Source organism: Chryseobacterium tructae, assembly GCF_030409875.1.
GTDB lineage: Bacteria > Bacteroidota > Bacteroidia > Flavobacteriales > Weeksellaceae > Chryseobacterium > Chryseobacterium tructae.
On record NZ_JAUFQR010000003.1, the window covers coordinates 711573 to 729111 of the forward strand.

Sequence of the window (17539 nt, forward strand, 5' to 3'; positions counted from 1 at the left end):
CATGGGAAGTACAAGATACGATATAGACGCTCGTTATGACAGAGCAAGCAGAGCAGGTTACGGAACAAAATCCGCAGGTGAAATTTTCACACAGAATGCCCAAAGACAGGCACATCCATCAATGATTCCTCATGGGATTTCTTTCAGAGAGTCCAGAGATTCCGAAGTACATCCTAATTCAGTTCCTATTATTCTTGGGTTGGATGTAACCGGAAGCATGGGACATATTCCTCATGAACTCATCAAGGAAGGATTACCAAAATTGATGGGAGGAATCATCCAGGGTGGAGTTCCGGATCCTGCGTTACTTTTCCTGGGGATAGGAGATCATGAATGTGACGGCTATCCACTTCAGATAGGGCAGTTTGAGTCCGGAGATGAAGAACTGGATATGTGGCTTACCCGAACTTATATTGAATCCGGAGGCGGTGGAAATGGAGGCGAGAGCTATCTTTTAGCATGGTATTTTGCCGCTTTCCACACCAGAACAGATGCTTTTGAAAAAAGAAACCAGAAAGGATTATTATTTACTGTAGGTGACGAACCTTGTCTGAAAGTACTTCCGGCATCAGCCATCAGAGAAATCATGGGCTCAGGACAGCAAACGTATACTCATTTCGATCTGTTGGAAGAAGCTAAAAAGAAATACGAGGTATATCATATCAATGTTCTGCATTCTGACCAGGCGATAAGAGCAAATAGAGATTGGAAAGAATTATTAGGAGAAAATTGTATATCCATACAAGACCACAGAGATATTCCTGAGGTGATCACAAAGATTATCTGCAAAAAATTTAAAGAGAAAACCTTTGGAACACCAAACATAAATGGATTAGACGATATACAGATGCTGTAGATCAGAAATTAGCCAGAACGGCAATAACTTTAAAAATACCAGACATGAAAAAGGCGCAAATTGTTATAGGATTAGGTTTCGGAGATGAAGGAAAAGGAATCACTACAGATTTTTTGGCTCAGCAAAATCCTGGGTCTGTGGTGATCAGATTCTCAGGAGGTCAGCAGGCTGCTCATACCGTGATGATGGATGGCAGAAAACATGTTCACTCAAGTTTTGCGAGTGGAGCCCTTCGTGGATTACCTTCTTATTTTACCGAACATTGCACGATTCATCCCGTGTTTCTATTGAATGAAAGAGAAGAATTAAAAGCAAAAAATGGAAATACGGAGCTTCATATTCATCCCTTAGCCAAGGTAACGACGCCTTTTGATGTCTGGCAAAACAGAACCAATTCCCAAAACCTGGAACATGGAACCTGTGGAAAAGGAGTAGGAGCTACCATGAAAAGAAATGAAAGCCCTTACAAACTATTTGCTATAGATCTTATTGCTCCAAAGGAAATGCTGATGGAAAAACTGAAAGGAATTGCGTATTACTATGGTTTTATGGAAGAAGATCAAATCAATGAAAAAATCACTCCTTTTTTAGAAGCTATTGAGCAAATAGAATGGAAAATAGATGATTATAGCTATTTAAGCTCGTTTGAAAACCTCATTTTTGAAGGCAGCCAGGGAATTTTATTAGATATGGATCATGGGGTTTTTCCAAATGTAACCTATGCTCATACCAGTTCAAAGAATGCTTATGAGATTTGTAAGAAACTTCATCTTGAGGATATTGAAATGTATTATGTGACCAGAAGCTATGCAACTCGCCACGGAAACGGATGGATGAGTAATGAAAAAGAGCCGCATCTGAGAAATAATGAAGAAGAAACCTGTACCTTTAATGAGTATCAGAAAGAGCTGAGATTCGGAGGGTTAGATTATAAACTGTTGAATTATGCTTTGAAACTAGATGGAGCTTATGTCAGCCCAACAAAAAAGAATCTGGTGATAACATGCCTGGATCAGTTGGATGAGGAGTTTGAATTTGATCAGCTGGAAATGAAATTTGATACCATTTTCGGATCTTATTCTCCTTATTCAAAAGATTTTAAAAAGCTTTTTTAATACCTTCAGATAAAGGGTTTATATTTAAGGGAGCAATAGAATGATGAGTTAAATGATTAGAATGAGATGAAAGAATTTGAAATAAGAGCAGATTATACCCGTGACACAATTGTTGTATATCAGTCTTATAATAAGGCTATTGCTAAAGCTGCGGTAGAAAATCAGAAGTTTAGTGCTCCTTTTTCATTCAGCAGAATGACATGGATTAAACCTTCTTTTCTTTGGATGATGGAACGTAGCAATTACGGACAAAAATCCAATCAGGAATGTACTCTTGCCATCCATATTAAAAGAGAAGCATGGGAAAAAGCACTGGAACTGGCGATTTTAACCTCTCCTGAAAAAAGAGTATATCCCAATCCAAAAGCCTGGGAAGAAGCATTTGAAAATGCAAAAGTCTATGTACAATGGGATCCGGAAAGAAATATCAAAGGAAACAAGCTGGAATATCGCTCCATTCAGGTGGGAATCAGTCGTTATCTGATAGAAGAATTTAATGAAGACTGGATCGTAAAAATAGAAGATTATTCCCCTTTGGTAAAAAAGATATTGAATCTTACCAAGCAGGGAGAATATGATAAGGCAAAAAAACTATTACCAACAGAAAAAATATATCCGTTATCCAAAGAAATAGCCCGAAGGATAGGATAAGAACTATAAGATTAACAAAATGAAAACAACAAGATTGTACAGACCGGTAGGAGAAAAGGAAATGGTTCTTATTATCGAGAACGGATATCAAAAATTTCCTCCAAGACTAGAATGGCAGCCCATCTTTTACCCGGTTCTGGATGAAGACTATGCCTCAGAAATTGCTGAGAAATGGAATACAAGAGATGAGTTTGGAAATTATCTTGGTTTTGTTACCCGTTTTGAAGTGCTGGAAGAAGTAGCCAATCAGTATCCGGCGCAGAATGTAGGAGCCAGAAACCATAATGAATTGTGGGTTCCTTCAGAAGAGCTCGACACCTTCAATAAGGCTATCATTGGAAATATTGAGGTCATCAAAGTATTTGTAGGAAACGATTTTAAAGAATCAGCAAGTAAAGACATAGATAATCTGATAAGTGCTTTAAAAATAACCACCATGAATCCATAGGATTGTAAAATCATTCGTGTATTCGTGGCCAAAAAAGAATTAAATAAATCATGCCACGAATGCACGAATAAAAAGCATAATGCAATCATTATCAGGTTTAAAATAATCCATAAACCTTATAAAAATTAGTGTATTCGTGGCCAAAAAAGAATTAAATGAATCATGCCACGAATGCACGAATAAAAAGGATAATGCAATCATTATCAGGTTTAAAATAATCCATAAACCTTATAAAAAAATTAGTGTATTCGTGGCTCAAAAAAAAGAATCATGACCAATAAAGGAATGGCAAAAGATACCTTGGATATCCTGGCCAGAAAATATTATATAAATACAGAAAACGAAAAAATAGATATAGCAAAAGAGCTGGAAATCAGTAAAAAAGGAACCTTGCTTTTTACTCCGGAACAACTTTCTGAAATGACAGTTGCTTCAATGCCGGAAGTTCATTTTGAAACTCAATTTGAAACCTGGCGTTGCAGTTCACTAAAAGCTATTTTAGAAGTAGTTAAAGAAGAAGATCCGGAAAAGATCATGTGTCTGAACTTTGCCTCAGCAAAAAATCCGGGTGGTGGATTTGTCAATGGAGCAGAAGCACAGGAAGAAAGCTTAGCAAGAACTTCTGCATTGTATGAAACTCTGTTAATGGCAGAAGATTATTACACATTGCATCGCAGTATGACCTCTTGCTTTTACACAGATACCATGATTTACAGTCCAAAAGTTCCTGTTTTCAGGAAGGATAAAGGAGAATTGCTGGAAAAACCTGTAATGTGTAATTTCATTACTTCTCCAGCGGTGAATGCGGGTGTTGTAAAACGACAGGAATCTCATAGAGAAAACGAGATATTAGGAGCAATGGATATCAGAATGGATAAGATGCTTGCACTAGCCTTACATCAGGGAAATGAAACCTTAATTTTAGGAGCCTGGGGCTGTGGAGTATTCAAAAATGATCCGAAAGAGATTGCCGGTTTGTTCAAAAAATATCTCAAGGGAAAATACAAGAACAAATTTAAAAGAGTGGTTTTTGCAGTACTCACAAAGAAAGAAGAGATGCTGAAACCATTTGAAGAAATACAATGAAACTTAAAGTAAAAAAATATAAAGAACAGCTTCAGGATTGGCCTCAAAAAGGGTATCATATTATGGCACAATATGACGACCAGACGATTGTTGTTTATCAGTCATATAAAAAATCTATAGGCGAATTTGCTGTTAAAAATCAATATTTTGGAGGTGGATTCAGTCTGGAAAGGATGACATGGATAAAACCCAATTTCCTTTGGATGATGTATCGTAATGGCTGGGGAACGAAAGAAGGGCAAGAATGCGTACTGGCAATACATTTAAAATTAAACGCCTTCAAAAGATATCTTGAAAATGCGATCATTTCTACCTATAATGATAATCTTGGAATCTCCAGAGAAGAATGGCAGGATCAGATAAAAGAATCTTCTGTAAGGCTTCAATGGGATCCGGATCATGATCCTTTTGGAAATAAATTGGAAAGAAGAGCCATACAGATTGGTTTGAGGAATGAGTTTACCCGTTCTTTTGCTAAAGAAGATGTTATTTTAATTGAAAATATTTCAGATTTTGTAAAGGAACAGTATCAGTTTGTTCTGAATAATGATTTAGATCAGCTTATTACTCCAGAAGAAAGGCCACTGTTATTTGATGATGAGATTCTGAATGAGAAATTGAATTTAAAGTAGTTTATTTTCTTTAAAATAGTTGATTAATACCTGTTGAAAAATATGAAAATTGAAGTCATAAAAGGAGATATCACAAAGATTCAAGCAGATGTAATTGTCAATGCTGCTAACTCTTCTTTACTGGGAGGGGGTGGTGTAGACGGAGCTATTCATCGCGCAGGAGGATCACAAATTCTGGAAGAATGTAGAGCGATTAGAAACAGACAGGGAAAGTGTAATACAGGAGAAGCCGTAATAACAACAGCAGGAAAGTTACCTGCAAAATATGTGATTCATACCGTAGGACCAGTCTGGAACGGAGATGAAGAAAAGGGCTCTCAACTTTTGTCAGACTGCTATAAGAACTCTTTAAAGTTGGCGGAAAACCTGGACGTTAAAATCATTGCTTTCCCAAATATCAGTACAGGAATTTATAAGTTCCCGAAAGAATTGGCTGGACAGATTGCAATCAATGAAGTAAGAAAATTTCAGTCAGATAATATAGAGAAAGTTATTTTTGTCTGTTTTGATGAAGAGAATGAAGACATTTATAAAAAGCTTTTAAAGTCTCCTCTTTAGAATCAATTATATTCGTGCATTAGTGGCTAAAAGACACAGTGTACAAAACAAAAATTTAAAACCAATGAAAAAACTAACCATATTAAGCGGTGCGGGAATCAGTGCCGAAAGCGGAATACAAACTTTCAGAGACGGAGATGGCCTCTGGGAAAACCATAATGTAGCAGACGTAGCCAGTCCGGAAGGATGGAGGAAAGACAGAGCCTTGGTATTGGAATTTTACAACCAGAGAAGAAGACAGCTTCATGAAGTAGAACCTAATGAAGCCCACAAACTAGTGGCAGAGCTGGAAAAATATTTTGATGTTCAGATCATTACCCAAAATATTGATGATCTGCATGAAAGAGCCGGTTCCAATAAGATCCTTCACATCCACGGAGAATTGTTCAAATCATGCTCATGCAATAATAAAAAGTTGATTTACGAACAAAAGGAGGACATTAAGATAGGAGATAAAGCAGATGATGGAGCACAATTGAGACCATTTATCGTTTGGTTTGGGGAAGATGTTCCTTTATACAAGGATGCCAGAGAAATGGTGAAAGATTCAGATATTTTAGTGGTGATCGGAACTTCGTTGCAAGTATATCCTGCAGCTGGTTTGATTCACGATATCAAGGATGATTGTCTTTTAATTGTTATCAACCCTAATGAAACAGGATTTGGTTACGGACAAAGAGCAGTAGTGATGAAAGAAACGGCCACACAGGGCATGAAACTGCTGTTCGATAAACTGATAAACCTTGCGTAATGAAAAATAAAGTAAAGGCGGGAATTATGGGAGTATGCATCGGGGACGCGCTTGGTGTTCCGGTGGAGTTTAAAGATAGAGAATATCTGAAAAGGTTTCCTGTTACAGAAATGCAGGAATTCGGCTCGCATAATCAACCCAAAGGAACCTGGAGTGATGATAGCTCTCTAACGCTCTGCCTTGCTGAAGAACTCGTAAAAGGCTATGATCTGGAAAAGATTGGGCAAAGCTTTGTAAAATGGGTTAAATATGGTCACTGGACTGCCCACGGAAGACTTTTCGATATTGGAGGAACTACAAAGGAAGCTATTACAAGACTAATCAAAGGAGAAAGTGCTCGGTTTTCAGGAAATATTTTTGAAGAAGATAACGGAAACGGATCTTTGATGAGAATTCTTCCGCTAGCTTTTTATCTGGAAAATGAAAAGGATATTGAGAAGCTATATCTAACCGTAAAAGAAGTCTCCTCAATCACTCATGGACACTTCAGATCTGTTTTTGCCTGTTTTATCTATGTGATTTTTGCCATTCAGTTAATAAAAGGAAAAAATAAAACGGAAGCATATACGCATATACAAGAGGTAGCCCTGGAATATTCAGAAAAACAATGGTTTAGCTTAAATGAGATTGAACTTTTTCAAAAGATTTTAAACAATGATATTTCAGGGTATTCCGAAGACGAAATAAGAGGGAGTGGTTATGTTCTTCATAGTCTGGAAGCCTCTTTATGGTGTTTTTTAAACTCGGAAAGTTATTCAGAAGCAGTATTGAAGGCGGTAAATCTGGGCGAAGATACAGACACAACCGCAGCCATTACAGGAGGATTGGCAGGAATCTATTATGGATTTGAAAATATCCCTCAGGAATGGATTAACGAACTGGTGAGAAAAGATGATATTGAAAAGTTATGTGAAAAGCTAAGCCATAAATACCCTGTAATCTAATGAAATCTTTCTTAAAAGCCCTTTTTAACATGTTTTCCAAATACGACCCTGAGGATATCTTTCTCAGTACCCCTTTGCAACAATATAAAGGAAGAATAGAAATTAATAAAGTATTAGAATTAGGAAATTGCCGTGTTCATTTTTCGCCGGATTATTTATTTCAGACACCGGATGAGGTATTGAAAATTTTAAAGGATCAGTCATTACTCTGGATAGATAATCAAAATAGTTTGCTGGGTTTTACAGATCAAAAGAGAACTTTATTAATTCCGTTGAATAAGATCAATGGAATAGAAATTCAAAATATGTTGAAAGGAAGAGGGCCAGCAGAAGCTGGGTTATGGGTTTATTTGTACGAAAAATCATTTGTAACGCTTGCAATATCACCAGAGATCTATTATTTCGATCAATATGCAGATGAGATCACCAAAACAACAGGATTTGCAGTCACATTTTCCCCGGAATTTTATAATGCTTAATTAAAACAAAAACCAATGAACGAAATAGAAACAAAAAGAATAAGTAAATTTTTAAGCCTTATTTTGAGGCATCAACCCGAGACGATCGGATTAAAACTGGATGAAAACGGGTGGGCTGATGTAGAAGAGCTAAGGACAAAATCAGCGAAAAAGAGAGTATATTTTTCTTTTGAAGAATTAGATGAGGTCGTAGAAACCAATAATAAAAAAAGATTTGCCTTTAATGATGATAAAACCAAGATCAGAGCAAGTCAGGGACATTCTATCGATATAGATTTAGCCTTGAAAGCAGTACAACCTCCTGAGTTTTTATACCACGGAACAGCTGAAGCCAATATTTCTTCTATTTTAGAAAAAGGAATTGAAAAAAGAACCCGCCAGCATGTGCACTTAAGTGCTGATAAAGAGACTGCTACGAAAGTGGGAATGAGACATGGTAAACCTGTAATCCTGACGATCAGAACCGGAAAGATGGATGAGGATGGATTATCCTTTTTTCAATCTGCCAATGGAGTATGGCTAACGGAATTTATAGACCCGAAATACATTTCAAAGTAATAAATAACAGTGTTGAACTGAAAGAGCCATTATTAAAGATAATGGCTTATCTTTTCACCAACGAAAGCAAACCATGAGCAGAACATTAGTAATAGGAGATATTCACGGAGGATTTAAAGCGCTACGGCAGGTACTTGAAAGAGCAAAGGTTACCCAAAATGATAAGCTGATCTTTTTAGGAGATTATGTAGATGGCTGGAGCGAGTCTTACCAGGTTATTCAGTATTTAATAGAACTTTCTGAAAGCCAAGAATGTATTTTTATCAAAGGAAATCATGACGTCTGGTGCGAAGATTGGTTAGCCCGTGGAGAAGGGCCTGGTGTCTGGCTTTCCAATGGTGGAAAAAGTACGGTAGATAGTTATGAAAACTATTCTAATGAAGACCAGGAAATTCACCTTGAATTTTTCCAACGCATGAAAAGTTATCATGTGGATGATCAGAACCGACTGTTTATTCATGCAGGATATTCTTCCATGCATGGCCCCGAAAAAGAAGTGTATTCCAGCAATTACCGTTGGGACAGAACTTTGTGGGAAACGGCTGTGGCAATGGATAAGACGCTGGAAAAGCATTCCGTATTATATCCTAAAAGGCTTCTTCTTTACAAAGAAATATTTATCGGACATACTCCAACGCTGTATATTGGAAGTAAAACCCCAGCGAATAAAGCTAATATCTGGAATATGGATACCGGAGCCGCATTTACAGGTGCATTATCCATTATGGATATTGAAACCAACGAATTCTGGCAAAGTGATGCTCTTCCTACTTTATATCCTAATGAAAAGGGGCGGAATGCTGATATGCTAAGTAAATGATATGCAGATTCATATACTAAACTTTAAATTTGTTGATTCTACAATCTGTTAGCTATCTTTCTATTAAGAAATTATTATTTTCATGAAGTATAACCACTTTTCAAACTTAATAATTCTTTCTCTTTTACTTATAAAGTATTATTATTTGAATAGTTAAAGTTTATTTTTCTATGGTTTTTTTATTTAAATTGGTATTGCCAAATATTTAAATATAATTAATTATGAAAGAAAAATTTATGACTAAGGTCAGTATTTTGCTGACCTTATGTGTGTTCTCATTTTCATTTGCCATTGAAAAACTCTCTTTTGAAAAAATCAAAATTTATGAAGATCTTACAGTAACAGGTACTTTTGTAACAAGTAAGATCAACAAAAGTATTCAAGGGATAGAATATGAAACCTTTTTGACGAAAGATAGCCAAGGAAAAATTGCCAGACTGGATATTGCGATTCTTCGTAATGAAAGTACTATGAGCACGGACGAATTTATAAGCGACTTAAAGATGAAGGTTGCAACAATGCTTGATCCTATTAAAGCTCCTTATACAGACGAAGGAAGAGAAATAATCTTTAAGATAGTTGAAAAATGCTATGAAAGATATGTAAATACCCATACAAGCATGCATCTGTGTATAGCCTTTGAAGGTAAAGCATCTATGCTTTGTGTAGCTAATGGGGCTAATGTTGGTCGTTATGGCAACATCAATGAGGCAGTCAATCGATTGGAGGTGGATAAGTGTACATTCTTCATACTTCCATAACATAGAAAACTCTAAGTAATAAACACTGTTTTCAGTTATATTATCATTATTTGTAAGGAATAATATTCAATATAAGATAAACCTTATAGGCTTCCAAAACCTATAAGGTTTTTATTGTTTTAAACCACATCAAACCATCTCATTTTACTATTTTTCTTTTCTGCTCCAACGATATTACCTAATTTTAAATCCTGAAAATTATGTTAACAATGAAACTGAAATACCTGCTGCTTACCCTAAGTTCTTCCTTGTTATTTGGACAAAAGACATTTCAGACTCCTTTTGAAAAAGGAAATGGTAATCAAACCGTTACTTATGATGAAATGAATGCCTATTACCAGGATTTAGCTAAAAACTTTAGTACCATTCAATACCTTAAAAAGGGAGAAGATGACAACGGAAAACCCATTTATGTAGTGGTTTACAATCCTTTTCCTGAAAAAGATCCTGAAAAACTGAGAAAAGATAAAGCCATTCTCTTTGTCAACAACGGAATTCATCCGGGTGAACCGGACGGTATTGATGCGACCATGATGCTGATGAGAGATTTGGCAACAAAGAAAATTAAAACACCACAAAACTTTATTATTGCTGCTATTTCTGCCTATAATATCAGTGGTATGCTGAACAGAGGATCTCATTCCAGAGCCAATCAAAATGGCCCGGAACAATACGGATTCAGAGGAAATGCCAGGAATTATGATCTGAACAGGGATTTCATCAAAGCAGATTCTAAAAATGCCAGAAGCTTTCAGGAAATCTACCAATGGCTGAAACCAGACGTTTTCATTGATAATCATGTCAGCAATGGAGCAGATTATCAATATACCTTTACCTATATCTCAACTTTTAAAGAGCGTTTAGGAAATACATTAGGAGCTTATTTTTATAATGATTATCAGGCTAAAAACCTTGAGGAGATGAAGAAATTGGGATATGAAAGTACTCCGTATGTTAACATTCATGGTGATATTCCTGAAGTTGGTTTTGCTTCTTTTGAAGATTCCCCAAGATATTCCACGGGATACACTACCTTATTCAATTCCTTGGGAACCGTTCCGGAAACCCATATGCTGAAGCCTTATGATAAAAGAGTAGATGCTACTTACAAATACATGTTGGTGAATCTACAGAATCTCGATAAAGAGTATCAGAAAATAAAGCAGCTTCGTCTGGAAAACCTTAAACAATATCAGGCAGGAAAGCAGTATGGTATTCGTTGGAAAATAGATTCTACTCAATACACGACGATGGATTTTAAAGGCTATGAGGGAAAATATAAGCCGAGTGAAGTTTCTGGGAAACCAAGATTGTACTATGACAGAAATAAACCTTTTACCAAAAATATAAAACTTTTTACCACAGCGGTTCCCACGGGATATATTACCATTCCTAAGTATTATGTCATTCCACAATCGCAATACAGGGTACTTGAAGAATTTAAAAGAAACGGAATTCAAATGAAGCCAATTCAGAAAGATAGTACCATAGCCGTAGAATCCTATAAGATCAAAGACTTTAAAACCGTAAAGAACCCTTACGAAGGACATTATCTGCATTTTGAAACCACAGTAGATCCTTCCAAAAAGAACCAAGCATTTATGGCAGGAGATTATATAGTATCTACTCATCAACCAGGAGTTAAATATATTATAGAAACTCTTGAGCCCGAAGCATTGGATTCATTTTTTAACTGGAATTTTTTCGATGGGATTCTGGCTCAGAAAGAATATTATTCAGCCTATATCTTTGAAGATACCGCTGCCGAGCTGCTGAAAAAAGATGAAAAGTTGAAAGCTGCCTTTGAAACCGCTAAAAAATCAGACAAAAAACTATCTGAAGATGGAGAAGCTCAATTAGATTGGGTCTACAGGCACTCTCCTTACTTTGAAGAGAAAACATTCAGACAGTATCCGGTATATAGAATTTTGTAAATAATTGAAAATAAAATAATAAGCTAAAAAAAGACGTTTCATTTGAAACGTCTTTTTTATTTATCTTGGTAAGCCTCTTTTTAAAGCAATTTCAGCTCTTTTAATGGCCATCTTCTCCTTCCAGTCCATATATTGCCTTTTGAAATTAGACTTCATGATGTCATCAAATTTACGCTGTACGGTAAGATTCCATAAAGAATGTGCTTTCACAGCCCATGACTTATCCCAGGCTCTTAGTGAGATAGAGAAAGATCCATCCAAATACTTCATCCAATGCCACCATCCTGTAGGCATAAATAATGTATCTCCATGCTCAAGGAAGCATTCAATACCTTCTACACCATCCAGTGCCGGGAACTTTGTGAAATCAGGATTTTCAATATCATAATCCTCCAAAGCATAAGTAGCATAAGGAATCTGGTACAATCTTTCACGCCATTTATAATCAAAAAGAAGAATATGCTTTCTTCCGTTGAAATGGGTATGGAAAATATGCGCCATATCTATATCGAAATGTAAGAAGGTCACAGAACCTTTTCCACCAAAGAACATATTCGGATATTTATCAAGGAATCCTCCCATAAGTTCTTTAGGCGAAATATAATCTTCCAGAAGTTTCGGGGCGTATTTTATCGGATCAAACAGGAAAATTCTAAGATCAGTAGGCTCTCTCTGAATAAGGTCTATATAATCTCCGAATTTCATTTTTGCTGCAGAAGAATTGATGGGAGCAGAAGGATCTGCCTTTGAACTGTCATATAACGGGACCTCCACATCTCCTACAACCTCCTTCATATATTCCATCGTCCATTTTTGGTAAGCAGGCCACTTTTTTGCCATATTTTTGATGACAACGGGCCTTCTTGGCTTTAGATATTTTTCGTAGAATTCCTCTTTAGAAATATCATCTACAACATCTATAGGCTTTAAAATAATTCCCATTTTGTAAATTTTATGTTACAAAATTATTAAATAAATATTTACGAACGTGTGTTTAAATTTTTTTTTAACTATGTCTCATATTTAATTTTATTATTTAGTCTAAATAAAAATATTAATATTTTAAAATTGATGTTAAAACGTCTATTTTTTTACAAAAAAACACAAAAAATACCCTGCAATAGAATTACAGGGCAAAAACACAAAATAGATGAATAAAAATCCATTCTGATACGAAGATATTATTTTTATTTCACTGACACTTTTTGCAAAAAGAGGATAAATTAAAGGATAAAAGATCGTTACATGATTACAATTCAATAAATAGGGATATATTTTTAAATTTAAATTTTAAAAACGAATGCCCCCAAGAATAATTTTTATTTTTTTAAAAAAAAGAACTTTTTTTATGTTTTATTCAACATGTTGAAATTGAGAGTATTAAATTTTAATTATTCAATCTGTAGTGATTTTAGCTATGATCATTACAACGTTGCTTTTTCTTATCCATGAGATTTAACCTTTATAACGAAAATATATCTTTAAAGAAAGTGTAACGAAAAACTACAATGATTAACTAATTAATCAAATAGTGAATATGAAAAAAAATATTTCCTTATTTCTGATGCTCTTCATGACAGTGTTCATCTTTGCTCAGAAAACAATTTCCGGAAAAATTACGGATGATGATGGGATAGGGATACCAAGTGCGAGTGTCACCATCGAAGAACCCGGTAAAGATGCCATTCTTGCCTATGGAATTACCAATTCCAAAGGAGAATATAAGGTTACTTTACCTCTCCGGAATCCAATGTAGATCTTAAAGTAAAAGCGTTTAATCAAAAACCTCTTACCAAGCAGATCAGCAACAGCGATCAGACCCTGAATTTTAAAATGCAATCTGAAGCTACAGAAATTAAGGAAGTTCAGCTAAAAACCAAAATGATCACTGCAAAAGGGGATACCATTTCCTACGATCTTAAAGCATTTAATAGTAAGAATGACAGAACATTAGCTGATGTAATGAAGAAATTCCGGGGATTGAAGTGAATACAGACGGCACGATTCTTTATCAGGGAAATGCAATCAATAAATTCTACGTTAACGGAAAAGATCTTATGGAAGGCGGCTATGGTACGATCAACAATTCTTTGCCCAAAGACGCTGTACAAAAAGTAGAAGTTCTTGAAAATCACCAGCCAGTAAAGATCCTTCAAGATAAAGTACCTTCAGATCAAGCAGCGATCAATATCAAACTGAAGAATTCTGTAACGATGACGGGTCGTGGTGAAGTAGGAACAGGCTTTGGAGAACCATGGCTTTGGAATGTAAAGCTTACGCCTATGTTTTTCGGACAGAAAAGCCAGTGGGTAGTCAATTACAAAACCAATAATATGGGCGAGCAGGTGGAAAATGAAGGAAATATTCTGGCCTTTGGAAATAGCTGGGAAGGAAGAAGGGGTAATGTTTCTCAAAATAATTGGTTAAGTGTTGAAAATGCTGAGACACCCAATCTTCCGGTAAAAAGATATCTATTGAACAGTGTGCACTATCTTTCTGCCAATTACCTTACCAATATTGATAAGAAAAAAGAATGGGAACTTAAAGCCAACGCTAATTATACAAATAACGCGGTGGAAAGAGAATCAAATACTTCCACTACGGATATTCAACAAGGAACAAAGTATAATACGAGGTTTTTGAATCATTTTTATACGGATAAATTAAAAGGAGAATTAATCTTTACTAAAAATGCAAAAAAGGGATTCTTCAAAAATACAACTACATTTTCTCAGTTTTGGAACGCAGACAGAGCCTTTGCAGAGAGAAATGACAAAACAGGATATAGATTTGGGAATGAGGCGCTAGAGTCTCCAACGTCATCATTCCAGAACTCCTTGAGTACGATCATCCCCTGGAAAGAAAAAATGGTAAACTTTAAATCTTATGTCAGTTATCAGGATGATAAACAGGTATTGGAAATTACACCAGCAGATTATTTAAAGTTTCCTTACAAAGCCCCGGATAGTACAAAATTTTCAACCATTCAATTTACTCCGGGAAGTTCAGTTTTACAGAGTTTTAGAATTAAAAGCTTAGATACATCGCATTCTGCAAATATTAGTTTTTCTACGAAGGGATGGACATTTACGCCGCAAGTTGGAATTGACTTTTCTTCAGATAAATTAACCACCGATTTTTATGGAATTACTAATAATAATCAACCAGATTTCACTAGCCCAGCTTACGAAAACAATTTGAAATTTACTAGAGTTAACCCATCTGCTTCCGTTGGAATTAATTATAAATCAGAATCATGGAGTCTATTTTCTAGTTTCCCGGTTAATTTTAATAATATAAAAGCTGAAGATGAATTCAGAAATGTTTCAAAGTCTTTAAATAAAGTAACCTTTACACCTAATATTTTTGCACAATATTCCTTTGCATCTTTCTTCAAAGCAAGTATGAGCGGAGGAATCACCAATAATTTTGGAGATATACAAACCGCATATGCAGGATATATTTTGACAAGTCCGGGAGGATTTAATGTAATGAATCCTAAAAATCCAATACCTGAGACAACCACGAAAAATGGGGGAGTTCGATTGGAGTACAGAAACCCGCTTAATAATCTCTTCTTTAATGTAGGGTATAGATTAAGTGATGCTAAAAACAATTTATTGGCATCAAGTGTTGTCAATGAGTTAGGATTCAGTGTAATTGAATATATCGAACGTGAAAACAAAAGAACAAGCAATAGCTATTATGCAGAAATTGGCAAGTATTTTCCAAAATTTAAAACCAATGCTTCTTTTAACTTCACGAATAGTTTATCAAAATCACAGTTGATAAGAAATGCGGATTTAATTGATAATAAAACCGATGCAAATACACTAGGATTTAAATTTAATAATACTTATTTCTCATGGATGAGTGTAGACTTTAATGCTACTAAAACCTGGAGTAAGCAATCAAATGCTTATCTGACGGGAAACTTAGGAAAAGTTGAAGGCTATACACACAATTTAAATGTATTCTTCTATCCTTTGGAAGGTCATACGCTTGGTTTCTATTGGGATCAGATCAATTCAAAATTGGGGGACACAAAATTCAACAATGGATTTTTTGACGTATCCTATCAGTTCAGCTGGACTAAGAAAAAAGTTGATTTCGAACTAAAATGGATGAATATTGCAGACAGAAAAGTGTTTGAAAAAGTGAGCGTAAAAGATGCAACGATTGAGCAAACAACAATGCAGCTCCGTCCTAGTCAGGTAATGCTTACCGTAAAATTCAACTTTAAATAAATAAAAAAACCAATCCGAACGGATTGGTTTTTTGTTGAGATATATAAAAGATTTAAAAGGCTTGATGATCTGCAGAAGGGCCATAGCTTCCCGGTAAAGGAATATCATTGATTCTGTAATAAACACCCAATTGTGCCCTGTGATGAGTGATTTGGTTTAACGCATGACGAATAGACTCATATTTAGACCATTTTGCTAATTCCTGGCCGTTGTTTTTTAATGCCCAGCTGGCATTAAGATCATTTTCTTGAGCCTTTTCAAGAGCCTCTTTCCCGGATTTAAAATTCTGATCAAGGGTTTGGAGAAGATCCTCACGGGTAAAAATTTGTTTAGGCTGATAATCCCCATTGGCAAAATCAAGCTCCGAAGTAGTGAGCATGGTATTTGGCCATTCAAAAATTTCTGCGATGTGTGTGGCGAGTGGCAACATTTTCATGCTTTTTTCATGAGGAGCATAGTCATTTTTTTCGTCAGGATAAGTTTCAAAGAATTTTCTGGTCGTCTGATATTCAGCTTCCAGCTCATTTTTAAATTGTGATAAAGTATCCATAATATTTTGTTTTTGAGAAACTTAAAGGTAAAACTTTTACCGCTGAAAATGTTGTAAGAGAATCATAATTTTTTGCCACCGCCTCTATTTTTTTGTACAAATTATTATTCATTTACTATTCGCTTTCATTCTAATCCTCCTCATTCTGTTTTTTGTAGAAAAATAAATTGAAAAAAACTGTAACAAATTATCAATCGTGATTACTAATTAATAAAATCGAGAAATGAAAAAGCTATTTTCAGTATTTCTTATTGCACTTTTTGCCTTTGCCAACGCTCAGGATGGTAAAGAAACGGCTAACCGATTCTTTTATGAATTGACTTTTAAGCCGAAGAAAGATTCCGCGAAGTTGGATAAGGTAATTACCATTCTGGATATTACGGATAAAAACAGATCCATTTATCAGGATTATACCATTATTTCACAAGATTCTATCATGAAAGTGGAAATAGAAGCAATGAAAAAAGCAGGGATCATGAAAGACCTTTCAAAGTCTTTAAAAGCTCCAAAGATTACCTCAAAAGTATATAAGTTTTATCCGGGGATGAAAATTCAATATGTCGATAAAGTGGCTAATGGTTTTACGCCTACCACTATTGGATATAGTGAAGACTTAAAGTTCAATTGGAACATTCTCAGCGATAAGCAAAAAATTGGGGAGTATAATGCTCAAAAAGCAACTACTGAATTTGGCGGAAGAACTTGGACAGCCTGGTTTAGCACAGATATTCCTTTTCAGGATGGTCCCTATAAATTCTATGGATTACCAGGGCTTATTGTAAAGATTGAAGATGCCGACAAAAACTATTCCTGGATATTACAAGGAAATAAAAAAGTAAAAGACTATACAGAACTTTCTTATGCTGACAATCTTATGAATGTCTCAGCCAAAGTGAACGAACTGTCAAGAGAAAAATTTGAAAAAACATTCAGTGATTTCAAGAAAGACCCATTTGCTTCCGTACGTCCAATGATGACACAGGAAATGATGTCGAAATCAATTCCAGGTATGGACGGAACAATTGGCGACATGATGAAAAAGCAGGAAAAGCATTACAAAGACTTTTATAATGCTAATGATAACCCTATCGAAAAAGGACAGCCTTCTTCAGCTCAAAAGAAAAAATAAGCATTCATATCAACTAAATT

At 35.4% G+C, this 17539-nt stretch carries 17 protein-coding genes and 1 pseudogene; 16 read left to right on the plus strand and 2 right to left on the minus strand.

The genetic code is table 11. From position 1 onward, the window contains the following. The first annotated feature begins 1 nt into the window (after position 1). The 14 genes from QWZ06_RS26935 (at position 2) to QWZ06_RS27000 (ending at position 11593) form a co-directional block, all read left to right on the plus strand. Positions 2–856 carry a hypothetical protein gene (locus tag QWZ06_RS26935; RefSeq protein ID WP_290302223.1) on the plus strand — a complete coding sequence of 285 codons (855 nt, stop codon included), beginning with the start codon at positions 2–4 and terminating at the stop codon, positions 854–856. A 44-nt stretch (positions 857–900) separates the two neighbouring features. Continuing rightward, positions 901–1971, plus strand: coding sequence for an adenylosuccinate synthetase (locus QWZ06_RS26940; RefSeq protein WP_290302224.1), 1071 nt, complete (start codon positions 901–903; stop codon positions 1969–1971). A 66-nt stretch (positions 1972–2037) separates the two neighbouring features. After that, positions 2038–2622, plus strand: a complete 585-nt coding sequence (locus QWZ06_RS26945; protein ID WP_290302225.1) for a DUF4291 domain-containing protein — start codon at positions 2038–2040, stop codon at positions 2620–2622. A 19-nt stretch (positions 2623–2641) separates the two neighbouring features. Next, complete coding sequence (locus tag QWZ06_RS26950) at positions 2642–3070, plus strand: ADP-ribosylation/crystallin J1 (RefSeq protein WP_290302226.1); 429 nt, start codon at positions 2642–2644, stop codon at positions 3068–3070. A gap of 270 nt (positions 3071–3340) precedes the next feature. Further along, on the plus strand, positions 3341–4156 hold the full coding sequence (locus QWZ06_RS26955) for a TIGR02452 family protein (protein ID WP_290302227.1): 816 nt from the start codon (positions 3341–3343) through the stop codon (positions 4154–4156). Then, positions 4153–4788, plus strand: a complete 636-nt coding sequence (locus QWZ06_RS26960) for a DUF4291 domain-containing protein (protein ID WP_290302228.1) — start codon at positions 4153–4155, stop codon at positions 4786–4788. Before QWZ06_RS26955 ends, QWZ06_RS26960 begins: the two co-directional genes overlap by 4 nt. Before the next feature lie 42 nt (positions 4789–4830). Continuing rightward, positions 4831–5346: an O-acetyl-ADP-ribose deacetylase gene (locus tag QWZ06_RS26965; RefSeq protein ID WP_290302229.1), complete on the plus strand. Its 516-nt coding sequence runs from the start codon at positions 4831–4833 to the stop codon at positions 5344–5346. Between the two features lie 64 nt (positions 5347–5410). Continuing rightward, positions 5411–6097 carry a Sir2 family NAD-dependent protein deacetylase gene (locus QWZ06_RS26970; RefSeq protein WP_290302230.1) on the plus strand — a complete coding sequence of 229 codons (687 nt, stop codon included), beginning with the start codon at positions 5411–5413 and terminating at the stop codon, positions 6095–6097. Further along, positions 6097–7041, plus strand: coding sequence for an ADP-ribosylglycohydrolase family protein (locus QWZ06_RS26975; RefSeq protein ID WP_290302231.1), 945 nt, complete (start codon positions 6097–6099; stop codon positions 7039–7041). The genes QWZ06_RS26970 and QWZ06_RS26975 overlap by 1 nt, the downstream gene beginning before the upstream one ends. Before the next feature lie 29 nt (positions 7042–7070). After that, positions 7071–7520: a hypothetical protein gene (locus QWZ06_RS26980; RefSeq protein WP_290302232.1), complete on the plus strand. Its 450-nt coding sequence runs from the start codon at positions 7071–7073 to the stop codon at positions 7518–7520. A 15-nt stretch (positions 7521–7535) separates the two neighbouring features. Beyond that, a complete protein-coding gene (locus QWZ06_RS26985; RefSeq protein WP_290302233.1) occupies positions 7536–8078 on the plus strand; it encodes an RNA 2'-phosphotransferase in 543 nt (180 codons plus the stop codon). A 73-nt stretch (positions 8079–8151) separates the two neighbouring features. Further along, positions 8152–8898, plus strand: a complete 747-nt coding sequence (locus QWZ06_RS26990) for a metallophosphoesterase family protein (RefSeq protein ID WP_290302234.1) — start codon at positions 8152–8154, stop codon at positions 8896–8898. Positions 8899–9119: 221 nt separating this feature from the next. Then, a complete protein-coding gene (locus QWZ06_RS26995) occupies positions 9120–9659 on the plus strand; it encodes a hypothetical protein (RefSeq protein ID WP_290302236.1) in 540 nt (179 codons plus the stop codon). Positions 9660–9868: 209 nt separating this feature from the next. Continuing rightward, positions 9869–11593: a M14 family metallopeptidase gene (locus QWZ06_RS27000; protein WP_290302237.1), complete on the plus strand. Its 1725-nt coding sequence runs from the start codon at positions 9869–9871 to the stop codon at positions 11591–11593. A 60-nt stretch (positions 11594–11653) separates the two neighbouring features. Here QWZ06_RS27000 and QWZ06_RS27005 read toward each other — a convergent pair whose 3' ends face one another. Beyond that, entirely contained in the window at positions 11654–12535 is an 882-nt protein-coding gene (locus QWZ06_RS27005) for a cupin-like domain-containing protein (RefSeq protein WP_290302238.1), read from the minus strand. Between the two features lie 595 nt (positions 12536–13130). Between QWZ06_RS27005 and QWZ06_RS27010 the strand changes: the two are divergent. After that, positions 13131–15840: pseudogene (locus QWZ06_RS27010) on the plus strand (carboxypeptidase-like regulatory domain-containing protein). A 52-nt stretch (positions 15841–15892) separates the two neighbouring features. Here QWZ06_RS27010 and QWZ06_RS27015 read toward each other — a convergent pair. Further along, a complete protein-coding gene (locus QWZ06_RS27015; RefSeq protein WP_290302239.1) occupies positions 15893–16390 on the minus strand; it encodes a DinB family protein in 498 nt (165 codons plus the stop codon). 223 nt (positions 16391–16613) lie between these two features. On the opposite strand from QWZ06_RS27015, the gene QWZ06_RS27020 reads away from it, so the two are divergent. After that, positions 16614–17519, plus strand: a complete 906-nt coding sequence (locus QWZ06_RS27020; RefSeq protein WP_290302240.1) for a GLPGLI family protein — start codon at positions 16614–16616, stop codon at positions 17517–17519. Positions 17520–17539 lie beyond the last annotated feature (20 nt).

What these genes read in the sequence shown, in the direction of transcription:
- QWZ06_RS27015 (WP_290302239.1), bottom strand. Translation starts at nt 16,390, where the DNA reads ATGGATACTTTATCACAATTTAAAAATGAGCTGGAAGCTGAATATCAG.
- QWZ06_RS26970 (WP_290302230.1), top strand. Translation starts at nt 5,411, where the DNA reads ATGAAAAAACTAACCATATTAAGCGGTGCGGGAATCAGTGCCGAAAGC.
- QWZ06_RS26935 (WP_290302223.1), top strand. Translation starts at nt 2, where the DNA reads ATGGGAAGTACAAGATACGATATAGACGCTCGTTATGACAGAGCAAGC.
- QWZ06_RS26980 (WP_290302232.1), top strand. Translation starts at nt 7,071, where the DNA reads ATGTTTTCCAAATACGACCCTGAGGATATCTTTCTCAGTACCCCTTTG.
- QWZ06_RS26940 (WP_290302224.1), top strand. Translation starts at nt 901, where the DNA reads ATGAAAAAGGCGCAAATTGTTATAGGATTAGGTTTCGGAGATGAAGGA.
- QWZ06_RS26945 (WP_290302225.1), top strand. Translation starts at nt 2,038, where the DNA reads ATGAAAGAATTTGAAATAAGAGCAGATTATACCCGTGACACAATTGTT.
- QWZ06_RS26960 (WP_290302228.1), top strand. Translation starts at nt 4,153, where the DNA reads ATGAAACTTAAAGTAAAAAAATATAAAGAACAGCTTCAGGATTGGCCT.
- QWZ06_RS26955 (WP_290302227.1), top strand. Translation starts at nt 3,341, where the DNA reads ATGACCAATAAAGGAATGGCAAAAGATACCTTGGATATCCTGGCCAGA.
- QWZ06_RS26990 (WP_290302234.1), top strand. Translation starts at nt 8,152, where the DNA reads ATGAGCAGAACATTAGTAATAGGAGATATTCACGGAGGATTTAAAGCG.
- QWZ06_RS26995 (WP_290302236.1), top strand. Translation starts at nt 9,120, where the DNA reads ATGAAAGAAAAATTTATGACTAAGGTCAGTATTTTGCTGACCTTATGT.
- QWZ06_RS27005 (WP_290302238.1), bottom strand. Translation starts at nt 12,535, where the DNA reads ATGGGAATTATTTTAAAGCCTATAGATGTTGTAGATGATATTTCTAAA.
- QWZ06_RS27000 (WP_290302237.1), top strand. Translation starts at nt 9,869, where the DNA reads ATGAAACTGAAATACCTGCTGCTTACCCTAAGTTCTTCCTTGTTATTT.
- QWZ06_RS27020 (WP_290302240.1), top strand. Translation starts at nt 16,614, where the DNA reads ATGAAAAAGCTATTTTCAGTATTTCTTATTGCACTTTTTGCCTTTGCC.
- QWZ06_RS26975 (WP_290302231.1), top strand. Translation starts at nt 6,097, where the DNA reads ATGAAAAATAAAGTAAAGGCGGGAATTATGGGAGTATGCATCGGGGAC.
- QWZ06_RS26965 (WP_290302229.1), top strand. Translation starts at nt 4,831, where the DNA reads ATGAAAATTGAAGTCATAAAAGGAGATATCACAAAGATTCAAGCAGAT.
- QWZ06_RS26950 (WP_290302226.1), top strand. Translation starts at nt 2,642, where the DNA reads ATGAAAACAACAAGATTGTACAGACCGGTAGGAGAAAAGGAAATGGTT.
- QWZ06_RS26985 (WP_290302233.1), top strand. Translation starts at nt 7,536, where the DNA reads ATGAACGAAATAGAAACAAAAAGAATAAGTAAATTTTTAAGCCTTATT.